The organism is Pseudomonas sp. 2725 (assembly GCF_050434585.1).
GTDB classification, from domain to species: Bacteria; Pseudomonadota; Gammaproteobacteria; order Pseudomonadales; family Pseudomonadaceae; genus Aquipseudomonas; species Aquipseudomonas jessenii.
The window spans coordinates 253,534-278,935 of the sequence record NZ_JBNDIV010000002.1 but is presented as its reverse complement, the minus strand read 5'-3'; the positions used below and the strand labels follow the sequence as shown (position 1 = coordinate 278,935).

Sequence of the window (25,402 nt, the reverse complement as noted above, 5' to 3'; positions counted from 1 at the left end):
CAATTCTAAAAATGGGTGATGCCATGAAAGTTGTAAAATCGCTCTACTTCCAGATTCTCTTCGCCGTGCTGTTGGGTGTATTGGTCGGACATTTTTGGTCGCAACAGGCCATTGCCTTGAAGCCGCTGGGTGATGCCTTCATCAAGCTGATCAAGATGATGATCGCTCCGGTGGTGTTCTGCACCATCGTCACCGGTATCGCCGGCATGAGCGACAAGCGCTCTCTTGGGCGCCTGTTGAGCAAGACCATGCTGCTGTTCCTGGGGTTGACCGTGATCAGTTTGATCATCGGGCTGGTGTCGGTCTACCTGTTTAAACCCGGTGTGGGCATGAACATTGACCCCACCCAGTTGAGCACCCAGGGCCTGTCGCAGTACACCGACTCCGCCGCGAAGCTGGGAGTGGTCGAGTTTTTCATGCACATCATCCCGGACACCTTCATCGGTGCTTTCAATAAAGGTGAAGTGCTGCCGGTGTTGTTCATCGCAGTGCTTTGCGGTTTTGCGCTTTCGGCCATAGGCGAGCGTGGCAAGCCGGTACTGGATGTACTGGAATCCGCCTCGCACATGGTGTTTAAGATCTTCTCCTACCTGATGCGCTTCGCTCCGGTCGGTGCCTTTGGCGCTTTGGCGTTCACCGTAGGCCAGTACGGTATTACGTCGCTGGGCTCGTTGGCCAAGCTAATCATGACGTTGTACATCGCCTGTGCCTTCTTCGTCTTTGTGGTGCTGGGGAGCATTTGCCGGGCCAATGGTTTCAGTCTGTGGAAGTTGCTGCGCTACTTCCGGGAAGAATTCCTGGTCGTGCTCGGGACTTCTTCCACCGAGCCGGTGATGCCGCGGATGCTGGAAAAGCTGCAAGCCCTGGGTTGCAAAAAAGGCGTGGTGGGGTTGGTGCTGCCAACGGGTTACTCGTTCAACCTCGACGGTACGGCGATCTACCTCTCACTGGCAGCGGTGTTCATTGCCCAGGCCTGCAACATCGAACTGAGCCTGACACAGACCGTGACCATGCTGGCGATCATGCTGTTGTCCTCCAAGGGGGCAGCAGGCGTCACCGGCGCCGGTTTTGTCGCGTTGGCCTCGACACTGACGGTGATCCATGACATTCCCTTGGCCGGGCTTGCCCTGCTGATCGGTATCGACCGCTTCATGTCCGAAGCCCGGGCCTTGACCAGCCTGGCAAGCAACGCGGTGGCTACCGTGGTGATGTCCATCTCGGAGAACGCCTGCGATCGTGAAACGCTGATGCGCACCTTGGACGGCAAACCTTCGCCCGCTGCGACCCCAACCCAAGTCCAGAAGCCGGACTGGGAGGGCCTGAAGGCCACGGAACAGGTCTGACCGGTCGCGGCTCAATCATCACCCCTTGAATACCTCAATGAATACCCCCGCCAGGCACCGTTGATCGTGCCGTCTGGCGGGCACGGGGTCGCGCGCCTGTGCGTCGGCCACGCTAATCATAAGAACAAGAGAACTTACCTATGCTCGCATTGCTTGGCTTAGCGATGGTGGTAGTCTTCACCGTCCTGATAATGACCAAACGGTTATCGCCGATTGTCGCCCTGACGGTAGTGCCGATTGTGTTCGCCGTCATTGGCGGTTTCGGTGGCACAACTGGCAAGATGATGCTCGACGGCCTGAAAATGGTCGCTCCTTCGGCGGCGCTCCTGCTCTTCGCGATTCTGTTCTTCGGCTTGATGATCGACGCCGGCCTGTTCGACCCGCTGATTCGCAAGATCCTCAAGCGAGTCAACGGCGACCCGATGAAAATCGCTGTTGGCACAGCGTTGCTGTCGCTGCTGGTGGCCCTGGACGGTGATGGCACCACCACCTACATGATTACCTGTGCGGCAATGCTGCCCCTGTACAAGCGTATCGGAATGAATCCGATGATTCTGGCAACCATTGCCATGCTTTCCTTGAGCATCATGAGTGGCATGTCCCCTTGGGGAGGGCCAGCGACCCGGGCGATCGCTGCGCTGGGCCTGGATGCTGGTGAATATTTCGTTCCGATGCTGCCGACCATGATTGGCGGTGCGATGTGGGTGGTGTTCACCGCCTTTCTGCTGGGCCGTGCCGAGCGCAAGCGTATCGGCAATATCCAATTGGAAAGCGGCGGGGGAGATTGCTACATCAAGGCGATACTTGAAGACACTCCACACAAGCGACCGAAACTGGCCTACGTCAACCTGCTGCTGGTGATGGCGGTGATGGTCGCCCTGGTGATGGGGATCATGCATTCCGCGATCCTGTTCCTGATCGGGTTCGTACTGGCGCTGATGATCAACTATCCGCAACTGGATATTCAGAAGGAACGCATTCTTGCCCATTCGGGCAACGCCATGACCGTTGTACTGTTGGTGTTTGCCGCTGGCATCTTTGCCGGGATTTTCTCCGGCACGAAAATGGTTGATGCACTGGCACAGACGTTGGTGGAGTGGATTCCACCGTCCTGGGGGCACCTGTTCCCGCTGGTGGTGGCGATTACCAGCATGCCGCTGACGTTCGTGCTGTCCAATGATGCCTACTACTTCGGCGTGGTGCCGATCCTCGCCAACGCAGCCGCCGCCTACGGTATTGACCCGGTGGAAATTGCCAGGGCATCGGTACTGGGGCAGCCGGTGCACTTGATGAGCCCGCTGGTGGCTTCGACCCTGTTGCTGGTTGGAATGGTCGATCGCGACATCGGCGACTTCCAGAAAGCCACCGTCAAATGGGCGGTACTCACCTCTCTGGTAATTACCGCGCTCGCCCTACTGACCGGGGCGATCAGCCTCTTCACCTGACTCACCCAAACCACCGGTTTACCGGTTTTCTTCTGACGCGCCTCGCCAGCGAGGCGTGCGCTGTTCTGCACGCCAAATAACAACAATGAGTAGTTCGCTATGACAACTTTGTTCATTCGTGGAGTTTCATTTCCTCTTCTTGCACTTGTGCCATTGGCGAGTGTTAGCGCTGAAGGTTTTATCGACGACAGCAAGCTCAAGCTGCAATTGCGCAACGTCTACTTCAACGAAAACTTCCGCGACGAGCATGGCTTGAGTGCCAGGTCAGCAAGGACAGCGAAGAGCGAACGCACCGAGTGGGCCCAGGGCTTTCTGTTGGATTACCAGTCAGGATTTACTCCTGGCACCCTCGGCTTTGGTGTGGATGCCTTGGGCCTGCTCGGGGTCAAGCTCGATTCCGGCCGTGGCCGCAGCGGTACGGGCTTGCTGCCCGTCCATAATGACGGTCGCGCGGCTGACGAGTTTGCAAGCCTGGGTATGACGGCCAAGGCCCAACTGGCCAAGACCACGGTCAAATACGGAACCTTGTTACCCAAGACTCCGGTGCTGATCTACAACGATGCGCGACTATTGCCGCAAACATTCCAAGGTACACAGATCAATAGCGTCGACATCGAAAACCTCACCCTCACCGGGGGCTACCTGGATCGATTCAAACAGCGTGATTCCACCGACAGCATGCCGATTGTGCCCGACGGTTATGGCGGTGATAAATCAGGCGACTTCAGCTACGCAGGGGCCGAATACAAGCTGGGGAAAACCATTCGCTTGAGTTACTTCTACGGCGAACTGGAAAATTTTTACCGTCAGAGTTTTGCGGGTATCCAGCACGATCTGCCCTTGGGCGGTGGCGTGCTGACCAGTGATTTGCGCTACTTCATCAGTGTCGACACCGGCTCTGCCTACGGTGGAAAGATCGATAACAACATGCTGAGCGGGCAGCTGTCCTACGCCATTTCCGGCCATACCTTCGGTGGCGGATACCAGACCCTCAGTGGTGATGCGGGTTTGCCCTTTATCAGTGGCGCTACGGTTTACTCGTTCAGCAACGCCGGGATAGGCAAGTTCGTCGAGGAAGATGAAAAAACCTGGATGCTCAATTACGGCTATAACTTTGCTGCCGTCGGCGTGCCGGGTCTGACGTTCTCCACCCGTTATCTGAGCGGCAACGACGGTAAATCCAACACCACGGTAAAAGAGTGGGAGCGTGATGCCGAACTGGCGTACGTCGTGCAACAAGGCACCTTCAAAGGCCTGGGTGTGCGGTTGCGTAACTATGTTTATCGCTCTGATTATTCCCGTGGCCGAGACAGCAACCGGATCTACTTTACCTACGACATCGCTCTCTGGTGATCCCCTGGTCGCGGCCATGCGATTTTCGCAGGCCGCCTCTTCAGCGTCGGCTTCATAGGATTGGGTAAAGGATTTCAACGATGTCTTTCAGAACCAAAATACTGTTGCTGGCCTTATTACCCGTGATGTTGTTTGCTCTGGTTACAGGTTTGAGCGCCCGCGGTACATTGCAGTCCCAGGCCAAGCAAGAAGTCACTCAGACCCGCGAGCGACTGCTTGAGGAAAGCCGGATACGGCTTAAGGATTACGCGAGCATTGCCCGCACTTCTATAGCCGAACTTTATGATCGAGCGGCTCCCGGGGATCCCTCCAGCCGAGCGTTGGCGATCAGCCGCTTGTCGAAAGTGAAATATGGTGATGACGGTTACTTCATCGGGTATGACAGCCAGGTCGTGCGCCTTTTTCGTGGTGACAGCAGCGAAGGCGTCGGCACCAACATGAGTGATCGCAAGGACTCCAACGGGGTTTATTTGAACCGTGAAATGGTCGCGGCGGCAAAAAATGACACTCACTTCGTCAGCTATTCAGGTGGGGTGGTCAACACCGATAAAGTGGTGCCAAAACTCGCATATAGCTTCTATTTACCCAAGTGGGACATGGTGGTGGTCACCGCGATCAATCTGGACAGTATTGAAGTTCAGATCGCTAAGGTGCAGGCCGATGTTGATCTGCGGGTACGCAACTTGATGTACAGCATTGCCATCATCGCTACTGTGCTGATTGGCATTATCTGGGCTTTGGCTCTAATGCTGGTCAGGCGCAGTTTGCGTCCCTTGACCCTAATCCGCACCCATCTTGATGAAATCGCTGCGGGTGAGGGTGATCTGACGCGGCGTCTGCCGCTTGTCAGTCGAGATGAACTGGGGCAACTAGCCGGTTCGTTCAATGCGTTTATCGATAAGATCCACAGCCTCGTCACCCAGATCGTTGCCATGAGCGAGCAGTTGAATGGATCTGTGAGCCATGTGGCCGAGCAGAGCAAACAAATTGATCGCGCCATGGATAAGCAGCGCCAGGAAACCGACCAGGTGGCCGCAGCCATAAACGAGATGTCGTCGGCGGCACAAGAAGTGTCGGCAAGCGCGCACAATGCTGCGGACGCTGCAGTCGAGACCGACAGACAGTCCCGGCACGCGAGGCAAATAGTCAATGGCAGCATTACTCGAATTCAGGCACTGACCGTGGAGCTTGATGAGAGTGGTACCTCCATGAAGAGTCTTCAAAACGATGTAACTTCAATCGTCACAGTGCTGGATGTGATTCGCTCGATTGCTGAACAGACCAATCTTCTAGCTCTCAATGCGGCCATTGAAGCGGCCCGTGCCGGTGCTGCCGGGCGCGGCTTTGCGGTGGTTGCTGATGAGGTGCGAGCATTGGCCAGTCGGACTCAGCGCAGTACCCAGGAAATCCAGGCGATGGTTGAGCGTCTCAAGAGCACTACGGGTGGTGTAGTCACTGCCATGCACCAATCCACGCAAGCGGCTCAAGGCGCTAATGCTCAAGCCGATCAGGCGGGTGAGTTTCTGGACAGCACTGTTGAACTGATCGCCACTATCAATGCGATGAACGCGCAAATCGCGAGTGCTGCGGAGGAGCAGACCTCGGTGGCTGAAGAGATCAACCGCGGGGTGCATCAGATCGCGCGCGCCATTGATTCCGTTGCCAACCAGACTCAGCGCGGGGTCAAGACAGTCGATGAGTTGTATCTGATCGGTAATCGTCTGCAAAGCTTGCTGGGGCAATTCAAAATTTGATGCCGTCCAGCACGGCGCTTATCAGGACATTGTGGAGGGCAGAGCGTTAGATAGGATAGGTGCGTTGTTGGCCTGCATTGAGACGAAAGACGATCCAATGCAGGCTAGGGCGGAATTCAGCGCAAACTGAATTCTGCCAAAACCTCTCTTTGATCAAGCGCTGACTGGCACTGCCTTTTGCCTGCGGTACAAGATCGTCGTCGCTGTGAATCCGCACAACGCAGCAAACATCAGCCAGTAGGCGGGCGACGCCTTGTCACCTGTTGCCTGCACCAGGATGGTTGATACGGCGGGGGTAAAGCCACCAAACACAGCCGTCGCCAAACTGAATGCCAGTGAAAACCCTACGACTCGTACGTTCTGAGGCATCACCTCAGTCAATGCCGCCACCATCGCGCCGTTGTAAATGCCAAAGAAGAAAGAGAAATACAGCAGCACGGCGAGCAGTCGTTCGAAGCTTGCCGCCGCGGCCAGCCAATGCATGGCGGGATAGGCAGTGAAGATGCACAGCAAGGTGACCGCCAGCAACAAGGGGCGACGTCCAATGCGATCAGAGATCGTACCGCCGATGGGCAGCCAGATGAAGTTGCTCAAGCCGACGAAGAGCGTGACCACCAGGCTGTCGCTAGTGCTCAGGTTCAGTACAGACCGGCCGAAAGTCGGGGTGTAGACGGTAATGAGATAGAACGTGGTGGTGGTCATCGACGCTAACAGCCCCCCAGCCAGTACCGTTCGCCAGTTGTCCCGCATCGAGCGAAAGACTTCACTGGCACTTGGGTGATGGGTGCGCGCTTTGAATGCATCGGTTTCCTGTAGCGAGCGGCGAATGATGAAGATGAACGGGATAATCAGGCAACCAATGAAGAATGGGATACGCCAGCCCCAGGCTGCAACGTCGGCAGCCTCCATGGACGCGTTAATTGTATAGCCCAACGAAGCCGCAAGAATGATCGCCACTTGTTGGCTGGCCGATTGCCAACTGGTATAGAAACCCCGGCGTCCGTGCGTGGCGATTTCAGCCAGGTACACGGAAACACCACCCATTTCCGCACCCGCGGAGAATCCTTGCAACAGTCGCCCGAGCAACACCAACATCGGCGCTGCGATGCCTATGCTGGCGTAGCCTGGAACCAAGGCGATCAAGACCGTGCCCGCGGCCATGATCGACAGCGTCACGATCAGCCCCTTTCGCCGGCCCACCTTGTCGATGTACGCGCCCAGAACGATAGCGCCCAGCGGCCGCATCAGAAAGCCCGAGCCGAATACGGCGAAGGTCATCATTAACGAGGCGAACTCGCTGGTGGCAGGAAAGAAGGTCTGCGAGATGTAAGTTGCATAGAACCCGAACAGAAAGAAGTCGAACTGTTCGAGAAAATTGCCGCTAGTGACCCGCAGGATGGCGCCCAGTTTCGACCCCTTGGATTGGGTGTCTTGTGTTGTTGTTTTCATCATGGCTACCGTGGTGATCAATATTGTTTTTGGAATGGCTGGCTCAGCGATCAGTCGCTTCCGGCGTTAATCGGGTTGGGTTGGCGTTTTTCGATGGAGTACTTCAGCAGCGCGGCGCTTCGGAAGATGCCATGGGCGAATTTGCTGTAGGGCATGGTCAGGAAAAACGCCATGACCAGGCCGAGGTGGATCGCCAGCATCAAGCCCAAGGCTGTGGTTTCACGAAACGCCAGGAGTGCCAGGCCGCTGGCGCTGACTAGAAACAGCAGCGCGATAAAGCCACGATCCATGGGTTTCTGATTTTCGTCGCCGTGCTCAGGGTTGCGACGCAGGTTCAACCACAACAGGCCTGCGGGGCCTATCAGCAGGCCGACTCCACCTGCGATGCCCAGCATCACCGGCAAGCTCAGGACGGGGTAGGGCGCCGACCAGTCCAGCAGGAAATGGTAAAGCGTGGCGACACCGGTGGCGGCGAAGCACAGCATGAAGCCGTAGAAGGTGAAGTGGTGGAAGCGCCGCCGCCACAGGGTGAACTGATCATCGGCGTTATTGCAGCCCTCGCCATGACCCCCGTCCAGGTATTTGAGTCGGGCGACGTTGGCCGTGGCCTCCAGAGCAGCGGCTGTCTTTTCCTGCCGGGGCGCATCCGCCGGTGAAACGTTGCGCCAGAAACGCCGCACGCCAATCGTCAACGCAAGTACCGAGAAACCGAAAACCGCACCGAACATCAGTGCCAGGGTGTTATGCGGGAAGATCCCGTAGAAATTCCCCCCGGGCATTGCGGTAAACAGATTGCCCATCACCATCAACGTGAGGCAGAGGAACAGTGCCAACCCTGCACCGGATGCCAGCGCTAGAGCCAACCCGTTGCGTCGGTACAACTTGCCCATCATCTGTGGCCAGGCGTACTCGGCATAAGTGTCGAGGCGGACTTTGGCCATAGCCTTGGGCACATTGATTTCGAATTCGTGAGGGGCAGCGTACTGACAGGCATGCAGGCACGCACCGCAGTTGTGGCAAAGGTTCGCCAGGTAATGGATATCCGCCTGAGAAAACTCCAGACGCCTTGTCATGGCCGGGAATACAGCGCAGAAGCCCTCGCAATAACGGCAGGCATTGCAAACCGTCATTTGTCGCTGAACTTCGCCTTCATCAAGGTTGAGTACGGGAATCAAATTACCCGGTGCCTTGGGATCAAACAGTTGCATGTTGGGGCTCCGTGGATGAAGGGGTCAGGAAGCCGGCCGCAGCCGCGGCTTGCACACCGGCGATGCGACCGAATGCGGTACCAATGGCCATGCCGATGCCGGCGGTATAGCCCTTGCCCAATACGTTGCCCGCCATCATTTCTCCTGCGACAAACAGGTTGGGGCTGGCCTCGCCGTTGAAGTGGACGGCGGCGGTTTCGTCCGTAGCCAGACCGAGATAGGTGAAGGTCACGCCTGGTTTGAGCGGGTAGGCACAGAAGGGGGGCTTTACCAATGGCCGGGCCCAATGGGTTTTGGCGGGTGTCAAACCTTCGGTGTGGCAATCGTCCAGCGCGGTGTGGTCGAACGTGCCGACGCGGCAGGCCGCGTTGTATTCCTGGATGGTTTTGACGAATTGCGTAACGGGAATCTTCAACTGGCGGGCCAGGTCTTGCAGGGAGTTTGCTTTGGTGCCCGGAAACACCGGAGGCATGAAACGGCCGAGGGCTTGTTGGTCGATAATCGAATAGGCCTGTTGACCGGGTTGACCCGCCACCAGGCGGCCCCAGATCGCATAGCGCTTGGGCCAAAAATCCTCGCCCTCGTCATAGAAGCGTTCGCCATCGCGATTGACCACCACGCCCAGCGATACGCAATCGATACGGGTGCAGATACCGCCGTCATACAGAGGGGCACGGGCATCAATGGCCACCATGTGCGCTTGGGTTGGGTCACCGATAAAGTCGGCGCCCAGGGCCTGCATACGCCGAAGCAGCACACCGGTATTGAAGCGCGTCCCGCGAATCAGAAAATTGTCTGAAGGCCATTCTCCGCGCTCGTTTTGCCCCCAGGCTTCACGGAGCCATTCCCGGTTGGATTCGAATCCGCCAGCTGCCAGAACACAGGTTTTGGCCTGGATACGCTCGGCGGGTAATCGCTGACCATTGACCTCACGTTCACCGATGTGGGCCGCGACGAATGCTCCGTCCTTCAACTCTATGTCAGTGACTTGAGCGTTGTAGCGGATCTTCACGCCCAGCCGCTCGGCGCTGCGAAAGTACGCGTTAACCAACGCTTTGCCGCCACCCATGAAAAACGCATTGGTGCGCGCAACATGCAGCGCGCCAGACAACGATGGCTGAAAATGCACACCGTGGGAGCGCATCCAGTCACGGCAGTTTGACGAGGCACGGATGACAATCCGTGCAAGCTTTTCGTTGGTAATCCCGCCAGTGACCTTCAACAGATCCTGCCAGTATTCTTCTTCTGGGTAGGCATCGACCAATACATCTTGCGGTGCATCGTGCATGCAGCGCAGGTTTCGGGTGTGTTGCGAGTTGCCACCGCGCCAGACTTTGGGTGCGCCCTCCAACAACATGACGCTAGCACCAGCCTCTCGCGCCATTAACGCTGCACACAAGGCGGCATTGCCACCGCCAATTACTAATACGTCGATCATCATCACTCCTCAATCGCAAGGAGGCATGAACGATGTGCTCCTCGCGAGTGGGGAGAAGGTAGGGCCGTTAGCGTGTTGTCGAAAGGCGCGGAATGAGTCGGGGTGTTTAGTTTTCGTAAAGGCTTTGTTGCGGATAACTCTAGTATTGGCAGCCGTGAAGAGGGCGCAACGGGCTCATGGCGTGACGTCCTCGATCCACGATGCCCCCGGCCATTGTTGATCAACGACCAACTGCCGAGCGACGTCGGTGATGACCAGTCGCGCCGCCAGCGCCGCGGGAGACAGCTCATCATCAGGCAGTGTCGCCAGCAGGTTTCGTCGACCTACGTGAGAATCGGAAATTTCCACCACTGAAAGTCCCGACTCACCTTTGAGCGCCGCTGCCGCACCTGGCTGGATGGTGGCAGCATGACCCGCGCGTACGGCGTTCATCAATACGGCAAGACCATCCACTTCCATGATGATGTTGGGAGCCAATCCCGAACGTTCAAATGCAACCATCAGCGTAGAACGCAACCCGTGTTGCGCACTCGGCATCACCAGTGGAAGTTGACCCAGATCCGCCAGTTGCACGCTGGTTCCTTTTGGCGCGTGGGGCAGGTGTGGTGAGCTGATGACAAATAGTTTCTCATCGAGCAGCGGTGTCACACTCCAGCGCTTGCCACCTTCGAGCTGAAACAAAATGGCTAGGTCGATCTGGCGTGCATTGAGTTGCGTGGCCAGATGCCCGGACAGCATCTCGACCAGGTGCAATTGAATATCCGGATAGCGCTCTCGCATTGCGTTGATCAATGGCAGGGCGAGAACAGTGGCAGTCGTGGGCGCCATTCCGACGGTGACATATCCACTCATTCGCCCACGGTGAGCGGCCATGATCGCATTTTCGGCTTGCCGCAAACACAGCTGGGCATGGTGCAGGAACGCCATACCGGAGCTGGTAGGTGTGACGCCAGTAGTGGTGCGATTAAGGAGGCGGGTTGACAGTTCACTTTCAAGTTTCGCGATCTGTTGGCTAAGGGCTGATACGCCGACGTCCAGTTCAAGCGCTGCGCGTCCCAAGCTGCCGTGTTCGAGGATTTTTACGAAATAGCGCAGTTGTCTTAATTCCAAACGTTGCCGCTCCACGTCAAATTGTTGTTGGAATGCCTATCGATCACCCCGGCGACCGCCAAACCGCAAGACAATATAGGAGAGGGTCTGAAAATGATTTTGATATTCGTTGTTGTTCCTGCAATCCAAACAGAAACAGGATCAATGCGTAACGGAGAGCGCTTCTACTACCAGACTGCACCGGAAGGTTTCAAAATCTATGATAGCGAAGAGTAACTACGTCTGAAGACTACCTATGAGTCCCGCGAAGGCGCCGAGATTGAATGTCGACGACTTAACCTTGATCGCCTTAAAATCATACTTTCGGAGCGCGAATCCATGACGGCGCTGTAGGTATGAGCAGTCCTACAAACCATCCGGCGCTTGGCGTTCCGAAGCAAGTGGATCAAAGGCTCCGAGACATACAACCGACAACACTCTGACGCGGATGCTCAGCATTCAGGAGCGAGCAAACAGCTTCTGCCTCGACCATGGCCTTGACACACCGTGTTTGCTAGCAGAGCCTCCCTCGACGAGATCCACAACCCGATACTGCTTGATGCCATCAGCCATTCTGGTTGTTTCGATGACCCTGAATCTTGAATGCATGGTGCGTTCCCTGCAGAAACTGGTGCTTTAGGAGTACCGGTATGAGTCCGTGAATACAACAATTATGCAGGACTGAGCTGAGACAATTTATGACAGGGCGCAATAATTCTCTGCGTGAGGACAGAGACTTCGCGGGAGGTGGGAGGGGTAGGTTGTGTTCAAATCATTGTGTGCGAGTCATCGCATGCCCACATGCGGTGGGTTTGGTGCCTCTTCCATCGGGACACGACTGCTAAGCTTATCCACCATTGCTGATGCCAAAATCAGCAATCCGCCCTGGGTCAATTTTCAATCGGCAGGGTGGGTCAGTTTTCAATCAGCGCCGACACTATGGGATTATGTACAAACTTTATTCAAATATAAAATCTTGAACTCGACAGTAAATGTCCAAACATTATTATAAATTCCATTTTTGGGCGTCACGTAAAATCAATGAGTTAAATTAGTTTTTAGTACAATCTTTATTATAAATTTACAGGAGTGCAACATCTGGAAGCACTCTCGCCCACGGGGCGTGGGCACTTTCGTTTTAGGCTGGTGGTCTTGGTTTCAGGTTAAACGTCTTGTGGAGGCGGTAAATGAATACCCGTGGATTGCTCGATCAACTACTCAAGTCCGGCCAGGACCTATTGCAGAACAAGGCCGGCAGCCCGCAGCAAAAGGGTGCGAGCGGTGGCAACGGAGGCCTCGGCAGTTTGCTCTCCGGCGCGAGTGGCGGGGCATTGGCGGCAGGCGCCATGGGCTTGCTGCTCGGCAGCAAAAAGGCCCGTAAAGTCGGGGGCAAGGTCGCGGTCTACGGCGGTCTCGCCGCGTTGGGCGTGCTGGCCTATAAAGCCTACGGAAACTGGCAGGCGCAGCAGGGCGGTGCGGCCGGTGCGCAACCGCAAACCCTGGACCGCGTACCGGACGCGCAAGTCGAGCTGCACAGTCAGGCGATTCTCAAGGCGCTGGTGGCCGCGGCCAAGGCTGACGGTCATGTGGATGAGCGTGAGCGTGCCTTGATCGAAGGCGAATTCACCCGGCTCGACAGCGATCAGGAGCTGCAACACTGGCTGCACGCCGAGCTCAACAAGCCACTGGACCCGAGCGATGTCGCCCGCGCCGCCCGCTCCCCGGAAATCGCCGCCGAGATGTACATCGCCAGCGTGATGATGGTGGACGAGGAAAACTTCATGGAGAAGGCCTATCTCGATGAGCTGGCGCGGCAGCTCAAGTTGGAGCCGGGGTTGAAGGCCGAGCTTGAGAAGCAGGTTCGCCAGGCTTCCTTGTAAACCTTCAGTCCGCCCCACATCCCCAATGACCATTCTACGGTCCCTTTCTGCCTAATCACCCCAGGCACCCATCCCGCCTTTTTTGGCGGGATGAGAAGTAGCGCGCAACCGTCTTATAAATGAAACACCGCCCTCGGCTATACTCCCCGCATTTCGAATCGGCTCCGAGGAATGACTGTGAAGAACTGGACGTTACGCCAACGCATTTTGGCGAGCTTTGCGGTAATTATCGCCATCATGTTGCTGATGGTGGTTGTCTCGTATTCGCGCCTGCTGAAGATCGAAATCAGCGAAGCCAGCGTGCGTGAGGACGCTCTGCCGGGGTTGTATTACAGTTCGATGATTCGTGGCGCGTGGTCCGACAGTTATGTACGCATTCAGGCCATGCTCGGCCTGGAGGAAGGGCAGGGCTTCACTGCCGAGGATGCCGCGAACTTCAAGGGCTACGCCGAGCGATTGAAAGAGCAGATGGGCCTCTACCGTGGAACGATTGCCGACGAAGAAGACAGGGTCGAGTTCGCAGCGTTCGAAAAGCTTCATGAAGACTACCACCGGATTCTGGCCGCGGTGATCGAGTTGTATAAACACAACCAGAACGCCGAGGCCGTCAACATGTTCAAGGGTGAACTGACCCCGACCTGGACAGCGGGTCGAATGAAGGTCAATGAAATCCTGCGTCACAACAAGTCTGTGGCGGACGCAGACATCGCGGCCATTGACGATGCAGTGCTCAGCGCCAAAGGCATCATGGGTATTTCCCTGGTGATCGCGGTGCTGGCGGCCGCTCTCTGTGGTCTGTTGCTGATGCGCGCCATCATGGCGCCGATGAACCGCATCGTGAGAATCCTCGAAATCATGCGCACTGGCGACCTCAGCAGCCGCCTGAACCTGGAGCGCAAGGACGAATTCGGCGCGGTAGAGACCGGGTTCAACGACATGATGACCGAGCTCACTTCTCTGGTGTCCCAGGCCCAGCGCTCGTCGGTGCAGGTGACCACGTCGGTGACCGAGATCGCCGCGACGTCCAAGCAGCAACAAGCCACCGCCACCGAAACCGCCGCCACCACCACGGAAATCGGCGCGACCTCCCGTGAGATCGCCGCCACTTCCCGGGATCTGGTGCGCACCATGACCGAGGTCTCCACCGCCGCCGATCAGGCTTCCGTGGCGGCCGGTTCCGGTCAGCAAGGCCTGGCACGCATGGAAGAAACCATGCACTCGGTGATGGGCGCGGCCGATCTGGTCAACGCCAAGCTGGCGATCCTCAACGAGAAGGCCGGCAACATCAATCAGGTGGTGGTGACCATCGTCAAGGTCGCTGACCAGACCAACCTGTTGTCGCTCAACGCCGCCATCGAGGCCGAGAAGGCCGGGGAATACGGGCGCGGCTTTGCCGTGGTCGCCACCGAAGTGCGGCGCCTGGCGGACCAGACCGCTGTCGCCACCTACGACATCGAGCAAATGGTGCGCGAGATCCAGTCGGCGGTGTCGGCCGGGGTCATGGGCATGGACAAGTTTTCCGAAGAGGTGCGTCGCGGCATGTCCGAGGTGCAGCAGGTCGGCGAGCAGTTGTCGCAGATCATCCATCAGGTCCAGGCGCTGGCGCCGCGGGTGCTGATGGTCAACGAGGGCATGCAGGCCCAGGCCACCGGTGCCGAGCAGATCAACCATGCGCTGGTGCAGTTGGGTGATGCCAGCAGCCAGACGGTCGAGTCTCTGCGCCAGGCCAGTTTCGCCATCGATGAACTGAGCCAGGTGGCCGTCGGGCTGCGCAGCGGCGTTTCGCGATTCAAAGTCTGATGAGCGAAATCACGGCCAAACGCTCTGCCGTGAAGCAGGCGCAGCATGCCTTGTTTCTGGTGTTTCGCGTCGGCAACGAGCGCTATGCCTTGAAGGCTATCGAAGTGGCTGAAGTGCTGCCGCGCCTGCCGTTGAAGCCCATTCCCCATGCCCCCGCCTGGGTCGCCGGGGTGTTCGCCTATCGGGGCACCGTGGTGCCGGTGATCGACTTGAGCGCACTGACCTTTGGCATGCCCGCACAGGCCCGTACCAGCACGCGACTGGTGCTGGTCAACTATCGCCCGGATGAAACCGCCGAGACACAACTGCTCGGGCTGATTCTGGAACAGGCGACTGACACCTTGCGCTGCGATCCGGCGGATTTTCAGCCCTATGGCCTGGACAATCGCCAGACGCCTTACCTCGGGCCGGTGCGCAAGGACGAGCGGGGGTTGCTGCAATGGGTGCGGGTCGGCGATTTGCTGGACGATCAGGTGCGCGCATTGTTGTTTCCCTCGCCGCCAATGGATCCGGCACTGCTGCAGGAGCGGCCATGAACAGCGACCAGCGTTTTTTCGACTTTCTCAAGGAAACTATCGGACTCGACGTGACCTCGGTAGGGCCTGCGATCATCGAGCGAGCGGTGCGCCAGCGCAGCATCGTTTCGCAAGCAGTGTCGGCCGATGAGTATTGGCACACCTTGCAGGGCTCGCGGGACGAGCAGCAGGCCTTGATCGAGGCGGTGATCGTTCCGGAAACCTGGTTCTTCCGCTATCCGGAGTCCTTCGTCACCCTGGCGAAACTGGCGAGCAAGCGTCTGGCCGAGATCAACAACCTGCGCGCACTGCGAATTCTCAGCCTGCCATGCTCCACGGGCGAAGAACCGTACTCGATCGCCATGGCGTTGCTCGATGCCGGGCTCAAACCGCACCAGTTCAAGGTCGACGGCCTGGACGTCAGCCCGTTGTCAGTGGAAAAAGCCCGTCGGGCGTTGTACGGCAAGAATTCCTTTCGGGGTGACGACATTGCGTTTCGCGACCGTCATTTCATCGCCGAAGGCGAGAGCTATCGCCTCGATCAGCGGGTGCTCGAGCAAGTGCGCCTGCAGGTAGGCAATCTGCTGGATCCGGCCTTGCTGGCCGGTGAACCGCCATTCGATTTCGTGTTTTGTCGCAACCTGCTGATCTACTTCGACCAGCCGACCCAGAAGCTAGTCTTCGAAGTGCTCAAGTGCCTGACCCACGTTGACGGCGTGCTGTTTATCGGCCCGGCCGAAGGCGGTCTGCTGGGGCGTTTGGGGATGCGCTCGATTGGTATCGCGCAGTCCTTCGCGTTCAGTCGACAGGGAACTGCGGACCCTGATCCCTTGCCGACGTTCGTTCCTGCGCCATTGCCAGTGCCGCAACCGTTGCGCAATCCACCGCCTGCGCCAGTGCGCAGCCGTCCGTTTGCCCGGGTTGCGCCGCTGCGGCCTGCGCCTGCGCCTGCAACCTCCGGCTCCGACACTGCCGCGCTGCTGGCCAATATCGCCGTGCTGGCCGATGAAGGCAAAAGCGCCGAGGCGCGAGCAGCGTGTGAAAGCTACTTGCGCAGCCATGAGCCGGTGGCTCAGGTCTTTTATTGGTTGGGGCTGCTCAGCGATGTGGCTGGCAATACCCTTGAAGCACAGGGTTTTTACCGCAAGGCGTTGTACCTGGAACCGCAACATCCTGAAGCGTTGATGCACCTGGCCGGCTTGCTGCAGGCCCAGGGCGACGCGATGGGAGCCAGACGATTGCAGGAGCGTGCCGCCCGCAGCGCACGTTCCGTCGACAGTGAGCGTAAACGATGATCGCCTCCGATACCTTCAGCGTCACCCGGGATGCCCAGGCCATCGACGATTGCTGGAACCGCATTGGTATCCACGGTGACAAGTCCTGCCCGCTGCTCAGCGACCATATTCATTGCCGCAATTGTGCGGTGTATTCGGCGGCTGCCACACGCTTGCTCGATCGTTATGCATTGCAGCAGGAAGATCACGGGACTGTGTCCGTCGCGGTCGAGAGCGAGGTGAAAACCCGCTCGCTGTTGATGTTCCGTCTGGGTGAAGAGTGGCTGGGGCTTGCGACCCGCAGCCTGGTCGAGGTGGCGCCGTTGCAAGCGATTCACTCGTTGCCGCATCAACGTTCCCGGGCCTTGCTCGGCGTGGCGAATGTACGCGGAGCGCTGGTTGCCTGCCTGTCGCTGGTGGAACTGCTCGGGCTCGACGGCGCCAGCAGCGTGGCCACCGGTGCACGGGTCATGCCACGCATGCTGATCATCGCCGCCGACGGCGGGCCGGTGGTGGTGCCGGTGGACGAAGTCGACGGGATTCACGCCATCGACGAGCACATCCTCGATACCGCATCGCGCTCAGGTGCTCAGGCCAGCGCCAAATACACCCGTGGCGTGTTGCAATTCAAAGGTCGCAGCCTGCGTTGGCTGGATGAAGAACAGCTGTTGTGCGCCGTGACCCGGAGCCTCACATGACCCCCGAGCAAATGCGCGACGCTTCTTTGCTGGAGCTGTTCAGCCTGGAGGCCGAAGCCCAGACCCAAGTCTTGAGCGCCGGCCTGCTGGCGCTTGAGCGCGACCCGACCCTGGCTGATCAACTCGAATCGTGCATGCGTGCCGCACACTCGCTCAAGGGCGCAGCGCGGATCGTCGGTGTCGACGCCGGAGTCAGCGTCTCCCATGTGATGGAAGATTGTCTGGTCAGCGCCCAGGAAGGCCGCCTGTTGCTGCGCCCCGAGCATATCGATGCGTTGCTGCAAGGCACCGATCTGCTGATGCGCATCGCCACACCGAGCAACAACCCGGAAGTCGCGGACATCGAGGCCTATGTGGCGTTGATGGCGCGGTTGCTGGACCCGGCGGCCCCGCTGGTTGCGCCTGCCGCACCGGTGATGGCCGAACTTCAGCTCGAAGCACCCGCGCCGAAGGTCGAGTCGCCGGCGCCTGTCGTCGAACCGCCATCGGCGCCAGTTCCACGCAAGACCAAACGCACCACCGAAAACGGCGAACGTGTGCTGCGTGTCACCGCCGAGCGCCTGAACAGCCTGCTCGATCTGTCGAGCAAATCCCTGGTGGAAACCCTGCGGCTCAAACCGCACCTGGCGACCATGCAGCGACTCAAGCGCATGCAGAGCAACAGCCTGCGCGCACTGGAGAACCTCAATGTGCATCTCAAGGATCACGCCTTGAGCCTGGAAGCCCAGGAAGCCCTTGAGGATGCGCGGCGCTTGCTCGCGCAATCCCAGCAACTGCTCATGGAAAAGAACGCCGAACTCGACGAGTTCGCCTGGCATGCCAGCCAGCGGGCGCAGGTGTTGTACGACACGGCACTGGCCTGTCGCATGCGGCCTTTTGCCGATGTACTGACCGGGCAAGTGCGGATGGTCCGGGATCTGGGGCGCGATCTGGGCAAACAAGTGCGCCTGGAGATTGAAGGCGAAAAAACCCAGGTCGATCGCGACGTACTGGAAAAGCTCGAAGCGCCGCTGACTCACCTGTTGCGCAACGCGGTCGACCACGGCATCGAAACCCCGGAGCAGCGCCTGCTGGCCGGCAAGACGGCGGAAGGTTTGATTCGCCTGCGCGCGTCCCATCAGGCCGGTCTGCTGGTGCTTGAACTGAGCGACGACGGTAACGGCGTGGACCTGGAAAAGCTCCGTCGCAGCATCGTTGAACGAAATTTGTCCCTCGCGGAAACCGCCGCTCAGTTAAGCGAAGAGGAGTTGCTGACGTTCCTGTTCCTGCCCGGTTTCAGTCTGCGCGACAAGGTCACCGAGGTGTCCGGTCGCGGCGTCGGCCTGGATGCGGTGCAGCACATGGTCCGGCAGCTGCGCGGCGCGGTGGTGTTGGAGCAGACGGCGGGCGAGGGCAGTCGTTTCCACCTTGAGGTGCCGCTGACCCTGTCGGTGGTGCGCAGTCTGGTGGTGGAAGTCGGCGACGAAGCCTATGCCTTCCCGCTGGCGCACATTGAGCGCATGTGCGACCTGGAGCCGGCGGATATCGTGCAGGTCGAAGGGCGCCAGCATTTCTGGCACGAAGGCCGGCATGTCGGTCTGGTGGCGGCCAGTCAGCTATTGCAACGTCCGGCCAGCCAGAACAGCGGGCAAACCCTGAGGGTCGTGGTGATTCGCGAGCGCGATGCCATCTACGGCGTGGCCGTGGAGCGGTTCATCGGTGAGCGGACCTTGGTGGTGCTGCCGCTGGATGAGCGTCTGGGCAAGGTGCAGGACATCTCCGCCGGGGCCCTGCTCGACGACGGTTCGGTGGTGCTGATAGTCGATGTCGAAGACATGCTGCGTTCGGTGGAAAAACTGCTCAACACCGGGCGTCTGGAGCGCATTGCCCGTCACAGCAATCAGGTGGTCGAGGCGGCCCGCAAACGAATTCTGGTGGTGGATGATTCCCTGACCGTGCGAGAGTTGCAGCGCAAGCTGTTGCTCAATCGCGGCTATGACGTGGCGGTTGCGGTGGACGGCATGGATGGCTGGAACGCGCTGCGTTCGGAGGATTTCGATCTGCTGATCACCGACATTGATATGCCGCGCATGGACGGCATCGAACTGGTCACGCTGCTGCGTCGGGACAATCGCCTGCAATCGCTGCCGGTGATGGTGGTGTCCTACAAGGATCGTGAAGAGGACCGGCGCCGTGGACTGGATGCCGGGGCCGACTATTATCTAGCCAAGGCCAGTTTTCATGACGACGCCTTGCTCGATGCAGTGGTCGAGCTCATCGGAGGAGCACGGGCATGAGGATCGCAATCGTCAATGACATGCCCATGGCGGTGGAGGCCCTGCGCCGCGCCCTGGCATTCGAGCCGGCCCACGAGGTGGTCTGGGTCGCCGGCAATGGTGCCGAGGCGGTGCGCCAGTGCGCGCTGGACACGCCGGACCTGATTCTGATGGACCTGATCATGCCGGTGATGGATGGCGTCGAGGCCACGCGGCGGATCATGGCCGAGACCCCGTGTGCCATCGTCATCGTCACCGTGGATCGCCAGCAGAACGTGCACCGGGTGTTCGAGGCCATGGGCTACGGTGCGCTGGACGTGGTCGACACCCCGGCCCTCGGCGCTGGCAATGCCCAGGAAGCGGCGGCGCCGTTGTTGCGCAAGATCTTGAACATCGTCTGGCTGATCGGCGACAAGGGTAACCGCCCGCGCTCGGCGTCGGCACCCTTGCGCTGTTCGGGCTCACGCCAGGGCCTGATCGCCATTGGCTCATCCGCCGGTGGGCCGGCAGCGCTGGAAGCCTTGCTCAAGGGGCTGCCGCGTGATTTCTCTCCGGCCATCGTGCTGGTGCAACACGTTGACCAGGTGTTTGCCGCCGGCATGGCTGAATGGCTCGGCACTGCCAGCGGCCTTGATGTGCGCCTGGCCCAGGAGGGCGAGCCGCCGCAAAGCGGCACGGTATTGCTGGCCGGCACCAATCACCATATTCGCTTGTTGAAAAACGGCACGCTGGCCTACACCGCCGAACCGGTCAACGAGATCTACCGGCCCTCCATCGATGTGTTCTTCGAGAGCGTGGCCAATAACTGGAGCGGTGATGCCGTGGGGGTTTTGCTCACCGGCATGGGGCGTGATGGCGCCCAAGGGCTTAAACTCATGCGCCAACAGGGCTACCTGACCATCGCACAAGACCAAAACAGCAGTGCGGTGTACGGCATGCCGAAGGCGGCCGCAGCCATCGACGCTGCCGTGGAGATTCGCCCGCTGGACAAGATAGCGCCACGATTGCTGGAGATTTTCGCCAAATGAGCACCTTTTCCCTCATTCCTGGCTCAGGTAGTACTCAGGTGACCGCACATGACTGAATTACAGCTCGACGACTTCAAGACCGACGAAAACGCCGCCATGGTGTTGCTGGTGGACGATCAGGCCATGATCGGCGAAGCCGTGCGTCGCGGCCTGTCGAACGAAGAGAACATTGATTTCCACTTCTGCTCCGACCCGCACCAGGCCATCGCCCACGCTGTGCGCATCAAGCCGACAGTGATCCTGCAGGATCTGGTCATGCCCGGTCTTGACGGTCTGAGCCTGGTGCGCGAATACCGCAATCACCCGGCGACCAAGGACATTCCGATCATCGTTCTGTCGACCAAGGAAGATCCGCTGATCAAGAGCGCGGCCTTTGCGGCCGGGGCCAACGATTATCTGGTCAAGCTGCCGGACAATATCGAACTGGTCGCGCGCATCCGCTATCACTCGCGCTCCTACATGACCTTGCTGCAACGGGATGCGGCGTACCGCGCGTTGCGGGTCAGCCAGCAGCAACTGCTCGACACCAACCTGGTGCTGCAACGCCTGATGAACTCCGATGGCCTGACGGGGTTGTCGAACCGTCGGCACTTCGATGAATACCTGGAACTGGAATGGCGTCGTTCGCTGCGTGAGCAGAGCCAGTTGTCGTTGCTGATGATCGATGTCGACTACTTCAAGGCCTACAACGACAGCTTCGGCCACCTGGAAGGCGATGAAGCCCTGCGCAAGGTCGCCGCGGCGATCAAGGACGCCAGTGCCCGGCCTTCGGACCTCCCGGCCCGCTACGGCGGCGAAGAGTTCGCCCTGGTGCTGCCCAACACCTCCCAGGGCGGTGCACGGTTGGTGGCCGAGAAGCTGCGCCAGACCGTGGCAGCCCTGAAGATCCCGCATAACTCGCCGGCCGAAGGTTCGAGCCTGACCATCAGCATCGGCCTGTCGACTATTACCCCGAAAGCGGGCAGCAACTGCCGCGACCTGATCCTGGCGGCGGACAAGGGGCTGTATTCGGCAAAGAACAATGGGCGTAATCAGGTGGGCATCGGCTGAACAGCCTCCCCGTGTAGGAGCGAGCCTGCTCGCGATGGTCGTCAACGATGACGATGGCTATCTGAATAAACGCGGTGCCTGAGCGTTTTTCGCGAGCGAGCTCGCTCCTACAAGGGGTTGGCTTTTCGGCCAGGCGGACTGCCGTTTTCGGCTGTTTCCCGGTATACTCGCCGGCTTTCAAAAGTTCGCCAACGAGTGCTGCCCGTCATGGAAATCAACCCGATCCTGAACACCATCAAGGACCTGTCCGAGCGCTCCGAAACTATTCGGGGGTATCTTTGACTACGATCAAAAGCATGAGCGTCTGACCGAAGTCAATCGCGAGCTTGAAGATCCGAGTGTCTGGAACAAACCTGAATACGCCCAGGAACTGGGCCGCGAGCGCGCTGCGCTGGCGCAGATCGTCGATACCCTGGACGAGCTGAACACCGGTCTGGCCGATTGCCGCGACCTGCTGGACATGGCCGTCGAAGAGAACGACGAAGGCGCAGTGGGCGATGTCGTCGCCGAGCTGGCCCGTCTCGAGGAAAGTCTGGCCAAGCTGGAATTCCGCCGCATGTTCAGCCACGAAATGGACCCGAACAACGCCTACCTGGACATCCAGGCCGGTTCCGGCGGCACCGAAGCCCAGGACTGGGCCAACATTCTTCTGCGCATGTACCTGCGCTGGGCCGACAAGCGCGGCTTCGACGCGACCATCATGGAACTGTCCGCCGGTGAAGTCGCCGGGATCAAGGGCGCGACCGTGCACATCAAGGGCGAATACGCGTTTGGCTGGTTGCGGACCGAAATCGGCGTGCACCGTCTGGTGCGCAAGAGCCCGTTCGACTCCGGCAACCGTCGCCACACCTCGTTCTCCGCGGTGTTCGTCTCGCCAGAGATCGATGACAAGGTGGAAATCGAAATCAACCCGGCAGACTTGCGGATCGACACCTATCGTTCCTCCGGTGCCGGTGGTCAGCACGTAAACACCACCGACTCGGCCGTACGTATCACCCACGTACCGACCAACACCGTGGTCAGCTGCCAGAACGAACGTTCCCAGCACGCCAACAAGGACACCGCCATGAAAATGCTGCGGGCCAAGTTGTACGAGCAGGAAATGCAGAAGCGCAACGCGGCGTCCCAGGCGCTGGAAGACACCAAGTCCGATATCGGCTGGGGTCATCAGATCCGTTCGTACGTGCTCGATGCCTCGCGGATCAAGGATCTGCGCACCAACATCGAGCGCAGCGACTGCGACAAGGTGCTCGACGGCGACATCGACGAATACCTGGAAGCGAGCCTGAAGTCCGGGCTGTAAGCAATGCAATACAGGATCGGCTGACCCGGCGCGATCCTTGTAGGAGCCAGCTTGCTGGCGATCCCCAGGCCGCAGGCCTGGGGGCAACGAACCTGTGATGGAATTTTTAAAGACATGAGCGACCTAGAACTCGACCCGCAAGCCCTGCAACAGGAAGAAAACTCCCTGATCGCCTTGCGCAAGGAAAAGCTTGCTGCCGAGCGCGCCAAGGGCAATGCCTTCCCGAACGACTTCCGCCGCGAAAACTACTGCGAACAACTGCAGAAACAGTACGCGGACAAGACCAAGGAAGAGCTGGCAGAGGCTGCGATCCCGGTCAAGGTTGCCGGTCGTATCATGCTCAACCGTGGCTCGTTCATGGTGATCCAGGACATGACCGGTCGTATCCAGGTCTACGTCAACCGCAAGACCCTGTCCGAAGAAACCCTGGCCGCGGTGAAAACCTGGGACATGGGCGACATCATTGCCGCCGAAGGCACCCTGGCCCGTTCCGGCAAGGGCGACCTGTACGTCGAAATGACCAGCGTGCGCCTGCTGACCAAATCCCTGCGCCCGCTGCCGGACAAGCACCACGGCCTGACCGACACCGAACAGCGCTACCGCCAGCGTTACGTCGACCTGATCGTCAACGAAGACGTGCGCCAGACGTTCCGCGTGCGTTCGCAAGTCATCGCCCACATCCGCAGCTTCCTGATGAAGCGTGACTTCCTGGAAGTGGAAACGCCGATGCTGCAGACCATTCCTGGCGGCGCGGCGGCCAAGCCGTTCGAAACCCACCACAATGCGCTGGACATGGGCATGTTCCTGCGTATCGCGCCGGAGCTGTACCTCAAGCGCCTGGTTGTTGGCGGGTTCGAGAAAGTGTTCGAGATCAACCGCAACTTCCGTAACGAAGGCGTTTCGACTCGTCACAACCCTGAATTCACCATGTTGGAGTTCTACCAGGCCTACGCCGACTACGAAGACAACATGGACCTGACCGAAGAACTGTTCCGCGAACTGGCGCAGCTGGTTCTCGGCAGCACCGACGTGCCGTACGGCGACAAGGTGTTCCACTTCGGCGAGCCGTTCGTGCGTCTGTCGGTGTTCGACTCGATCCTCAAGTACAACCCTGAGCTGACCGCCGATGATCTGAACGACATCGACAAGGCTCGCGCCATCGCCAAGAAGGCCGGCGCCAAGGTGCTGGGCTTCGAAGGCCTGGGCAAGCTGCAGGTGATGATTTTCGAAGAGCTGGTCGAGCACAAGCTGGAGCAGCCGCACTTCATTACCCAGTACCCGTTCGAAGTGTCACCGCTGGCCCGTCGTAACGACGACAACCCGAACGTCACCGACCGTTTCGAACTGTTCATCGGTGGTCGTGAAATCGCCAACGCCTACTCCGAGTTGAACGACGCGGAAGACCAGGCCGAGCGCTTCATGGCCCAGGTGGCCGACAAGGACGCCGGCGACGACGAAGCCATGCACTACGACGCCGACTTCGTTCGTGCGCTGGAGTACGGCATGCCGCCAACGGCGGGTGAAGGCATCGGTATCGACCGTCTGGTGATGCTGCTGACCAACTCCCCGTCGATCCGCGACGTGATCCTGTTCCCGCACATGCGGCCGCAAGCGTAAGTGTTTCAAATAAAAAGCCGCCTTTGAGGCGGCTTTTTATTGCCTGTCTGGTACAAACGTATCAACTTGTTAGTTTCATCTGAGAGGAAATACCTGTCGTGATTCGTGCAATAGCTCAAGAAGGTGCAGCGGGTATCGCCACTGCGGTCGCTGAAAGCGTTCAGTACCAGGGCCGCAAGGCCAGCCGACAGGGCAGTGAGCAGCGTCGACAGGACATTCTCGACGCCGCCATGCGCATTGTCGTGCGTGACGGCGTGCGTGCCGTCCGACACCGCGCGGTGGCCGCCGAGGCGCAAGTGCCGTTGTCGGCGACCACTTACTATTTCAAGGATATCGATGACCTGCTCACCGATACCTTCGCCCAATATGTGGAACGCAGTGCGGCGTACATGGGCAAGCTGTGGGTGAACAACGAGGGCCTGCTGCGCGAGATGATCGACAGTGGCGACGGCAGCCCGCAGGCGCGCTCGAAACTGGCGGACGACATTGCGCGGCTGATGACCGATTACGTTCACCGGCAATTGGTCAATCGTCGCGAACATTTGATGGCCGAGCAGGCGTTCCGTCAGGAGGCGTTGCTCAACCCGCGCCTGGCCGAACTGGTGCGCTCGCATCAGCAAATCCTGTTGCAGGGCTCTTGCCAGCTGTTCCAGGTATTGGGCTCGCGCGAGCCGCATCAGGATGCCAAGGTGTTGACGGCGATTATCGGCCGGATGGAATATCAGGGCCTGCTCAACGTAGACGAGCCTGCCGCCGAAGAGGAAATGCTCGGCATCCTGACGCGCTACATGCACCTGGTGCTGGCGTCGGTGTAGTCCGGCTGGCTCTTCACCCTGTGGGAGCGAGCTTTTGTGGCGAGGGGGCTTGCCCCCGTTGGGTGGCAAAGCCGCCCCAAAACCAGCG

Annotated in this window: 19 protein-coding genes; 15 read left to right on the top strand and 4 right to left on the bottom strand. The window is 59.1% G+C overall.

Going from position 1 to position 25,402, the window contains the following annotated elements; genetic code table 11:
* The first annotated feature begins 11 nt into the window (after window positions 1-11).
* From ABIE16_RS05595 to ABIE16_RS05580, 4 genes are all read left to right on the top strand, one after another.
* Window positions 12-1,343, top strand: coding sequence for a dicarboxylate/amino acid:cation symporter (locus ABIE16_RS05595; RefSeq protein WP_429520683.1), 1,332 nt, complete (start codon window positions 12-14; stop codon window positions 1,341-1,343).
* 140 nt (window positions 1,344-1,483) lie between these two features.
* The gene (locus tag ABIE16_RS05590; RefSeq protein WP_429520682.1) at window positions 1,484-2,788 is read left to right on the top strand and encodes a CitMHS family transporter; all 1,305 of its coding nucleotides are present in this window, start codon (window positions 1,484-1,486) and stop codon (window positions 2,786-2,788) included.
* 99 nt (window positions 2,789-2,887) lie between these two features.
* The gene (locus ABIE16_RS05585; protein WP_429520681.1) at window positions 2,888-4,141 is read left to right on the top strand and encodes an OprD family porin; all 1,254 of its coding nucleotides are present in this window, start codon (window positions 2,888-2,890) and stop codon (window positions 4,139-4,141) included.
* Window positions 4,142-4,221: 80 nt separating this feature from the next.
* Window positions 4,222-5,895, top strand: coding sequence for a methyl-accepting chemotaxis protein (locus tag ABIE16_RS05580; RefSeq protein ID WP_429520680.1), 1,674 nt, complete (start codon window positions 4,222-4,224; stop codon window positions 5,893-5,895).
* 153 nt (window positions 5,896-6,048) lie between these two features.
* Here the strand turns inward: ABIE16_RS05580 and ABIE16_RS05575 are convergent, their stop codons facing one another.
* The 4 genes from ABIE16_RS05575 to ABIE16_RS05560 all read right to left on the bottom strand — a co-directional run bounded on the left by ABIE16_RS05575 (window position 6,049) and on the right by ABIE16_RS05560 (window position 11,100).
* Entirely contained in the window at window positions 6,049-7,347 is a 1,299-nt protein-coding gene (locus ABIE16_RS05575; RefSeq protein WP_429520832.1) for an MFS transporter, read from the bottom strand.
* A gap of 47 nt (window positions 7,348-7,394) precedes the next feature.
* Window positions 7,395-8,552, bottom strand: coding sequence for a tricarballylate utilization 4Fe-4S protein TcuB (gene tcuB / locus ABIE16_RS05570; RefSeq protein WP_429520679.1), 1,158 nt, complete (start codon window positions 8,550-8,552; stop codon window positions 7,395-7,397).
* Window positions 8,539-9,990 (bottom strand): FAD-dependent tricarballylate dehydrogenase TcuA, encoded by a 1,452-nt coding sequence (tcuA, locus tag ABIE16_RS05565; protein ID WP_429520678.1) that lies wholly within the window; start codon window positions 9,988-9,990, stop codon window positions 8,539-8,541. Before tcuA ends, tcuB begins: the two co-directional genes overlap by 14 nt.
* A gap of 174 nt (window positions 9,991-10,164) precedes the next feature.
* Window positions 10,165-11,100: a LysR family transcriptional regulator gene (locus ABIE16_RS05560; protein ID WP_429520677.1), complete on the bottom strand. Its 936-nt coding sequence runs from the start codon at window positions 11,098-11,100 to the stop codon at window positions 10,165-10,167.
* 1,166 nt (window positions 11,101-12,266) lie between these two features.
* Here ABIE16_RS05560 and ABIE16_RS05555 point away from each other — a divergent pair.
* The 11 genes from ABIE16_RS05555 to ABIE16_RS05505 all read left to right on the top strand — a co-directional run bounded on the left by ABIE16_RS05555 (window position 12,267) and on the right by ABIE16_RS05505 (window position 25,314).
* Window positions 12,267-12,959 carry a tellurite resistance TerB family protein gene (locus ABIE16_RS05555; RefSeq protein WP_057716215.1) on the top strand — a complete coding sequence of 231 codons (693 nt, stop codon included), beginning with the start codon at window positions 12,267-12,269 and terminating at the stop codon, window positions 12,957-12,959.
* A 177-nt stretch (window positions 12,960-13,136) separates the two neighbouring features.
* Window positions 13,137-14,759: a methyl-accepting chemotaxis protein gene (locus ABIE16_RS05550; protein ID WP_218495018.1), complete on the top strand. Its 1,623-nt coding sequence runs from the start codon at window positions 13,137-13,139 to the stop codon at window positions 14,757-14,759.
* Window positions 14,759-15,295, top strand: a complete 537-nt coding sequence (locus ABIE16_RS05545) for a chemotaxis protein CheW (RefSeq protein WP_429520676.1) — start codon at window positions 14,759-14,761, stop codon at window positions 15,293-15,295. The genes ABIE16_RS05550 and ABIE16_RS05545 overlap by 1 nt, the downstream gene beginning before the upstream one ends.
* A complete protein-coding gene (locus ABIE16_RS05540; protein WP_154947632.1) occupies window positions 15,292-16,569 on the top strand; it encodes a CheR family methyltransferase in 1,278 nt (425 codons plus the stop codon). Before ABIE16_RS05545 ends, ABIE16_RS05540 begins: the two co-directional genes overlap by 4 nt.
* Window positions 16,566-17,246, top strand: coding sequence for a chemotaxis protein CheW (locus tag ABIE16_RS05535; RefSeq protein ID WP_057716211.1), 681 nt, complete (start codon window positions 16,566-16,568; stop codon window positions 17,244-17,246). Before ABIE16_RS05540 ends, ABIE16_RS05535 begins: the two co-directional genes overlap by 4 nt.
* On the top strand, window positions 17,243-19,522 hold the full coding sequence (locus tag ABIE16_RS05530; protein WP_429520675.1) for a hybrid sensor histidine kinase/response regulator: 2,280 nt from the start codon (window positions 17,243-17,245) through the stop codon (window positions 19,520-19,522). The genes ABIE16_RS05535 and ABIE16_RS05530 overlap by 4 nt, the downstream gene beginning before the upstream one ends.
* Window positions 19,519-20,529, top strand: a complete 1,011-nt coding sequence (locus ABIE16_RS05525; RefSeq protein WP_057716209.1) for a chemotaxis response regulator protein-glutamate methylesterase — start codon at window positions 19,519-19,521, stop codon at window positions 20,527-20,529. The genes ABIE16_RS05530 and ABIE16_RS05525 overlap by 4 nt, the downstream gene beginning before the upstream one ends.
* A gap of 48 nt (window positions 20,530-20,577) precedes the next feature.
* Entirely contained in the window at window positions 20,578-21,579 is a 1,002-nt protein-coding gene (locus tag ABIE16_RS05520) for a response regulator (RefSeq protein ID WP_057716208.1), read from the top strand.
* Between the two features lie 207 nt (window positions 21,580-21,786).
* A protein-coding gene (prfB, locus tag ABIE16_RS05515; protein WP_109790603.1) for a peptide chain release factor 2 occupies window positions 21,787-22,882 on the top strand; the annotation gives its coding sequence in 2 pieces (ribosomal slippage) (window positions 21,787-21,858 and window positions 21,860-22,882; 1,095 coding nt in all).
* Between the two features lie 114 nt (window positions 22,883-22,996).
* Window positions 22,997-24,499 (top strand): lysine--tRNA ligase, encoded by a 1,503-nt coding sequence (gene lysS / locus ABIE16_RS05510; RefSeq protein ID WP_057716207.1) that lies wholly within the window; start codon window positions 22,997-22,999, stop codon window positions 24,497-24,499.
* Between the two features lie 98 nt (window positions 24,500-24,597).
* Complete coding sequence (locus tag ABIE16_RS05505) at window positions 24,598-25,314, top strand: TetR/AcrR family transcriptional regulator (RefSeq protein ID WP_090453336.1); 717 nt, start codon at window positions 24,598-24,600, stop codon at window positions 25,312-25,314.
* Window positions 25,315-25,402: the final 88 nt, after the last annotated feature.

What these genes read in the sequence shown, in the direction of transcription:
- ABIE16_RS05595 (WP_429520683.1), top strand. Translation starts at nt 12, where the DNA reads ATGGGTGATGCCATGAAAGTTGTAAAATCGCTCTACTTCCAGATTCTC.
- tcuA (WP_429520678.1), bottom strand. Translation starts at nt 9,990, where the DNA reads ATGATCGACGTATTAGTAATTGGCGGTGGCAATGCCGCCTTGTGTGCA.
- ABIE16_RS05530 (WP_429520675.1), top strand. Translation starts at nt 17,243, where the DNA reads ATGACCCCCGAGCAAATGCGCGACGCTTCTTTGCTGGAGCTGTTCAGC.
- ABIE16_RS05540 (WP_154947632.1), top strand. Translation starts at nt 15,292, where the DNA reads ATGAACAGCGACCAGCGTTTTTTCGACTTTCTCAAGGAAACTATCGGA.
- ABIE16_RS05525 (WP_057716209.1), top strand. Translation starts at nt 19,519, where the DNA reads ATGAGGATCGCAATCGTCAATGACATGCCCATGGCGGTGGAGGCCCTG.
- ABIE16_RS05585 (WP_429520681.1), top strand. Translation starts at nt 2,888, where the DNA reads ATGACAACTTTGTTCATTCGTGGAGTTTCATTTCCTCTTCTTGCACTT.
- lysS (WP_057716207.1), top strand. Translation starts at nt 22,997, where the DNA reads ATGAGCGACCTAGAACTCGACCCGCAAGCCCTGCAACAGGAAGAAAAC.
- ABIE16_RS05590 (WP_429520682.1), top strand. Translation starts at nt 1,484, where the DNA reads ATGCTCGCATTGCTTGGCTTAGCGATGGTGGTAGTCTTCACCGTCCTG.
- ABIE16_RS05545 (WP_429520676.1), top strand. Translation starts at nt 14,759, where the DNA reads ATGAGCGAAATCACGGCCAAACGCTCTGCCGTGAAGCAGGCGCAGCAT.
- tcuB (WP_429520679.1), bottom strand. Translation starts at nt 8,552, where the DNA reads ATGCAACTGTTTGATCCCAAGGCACCGGGTAATTTGATTCCCGTACTC.
- ABIE16_RS05580 (WP_429520680.1), top strand. Translation starts at nt 4,222, where the DNA reads ATGTCTTTCAGAACCAAAATACTGTTGCTGGCCTTATTACCCGTGATG.
- ABIE16_RS05535 (WP_057716211.1), top strand. Translation starts at nt 16,566, where the DNA reads ATGATCGCCTCCGATACCTTCAGCGTCACCCGGGATGCCCAGGCCATC.
- ABIE16_RS05575 (WP_429520832.1), bottom strand. Translation starts at nt 7,347, where the DNA reads ATGATGAAAACAACAACACAAGACACCCAATCCAAGGGGTCGAAACTG.
- ABIE16_RS05555 (WP_057716215.1), top strand. Translation starts at nt 12,267, where the DNA reads ATGAATACCCGTGGATTGCTCGATCAACTACTCAAGTCCGGCCAGGAC.
- ABIE16_RS05520 (WP_057716208.1), top strand. Translation starts at nt 20,578, where the DNA reads ATGACTGAATTACAGCTCGACGACTTCAAGACCGACGAAAACGCCGCC.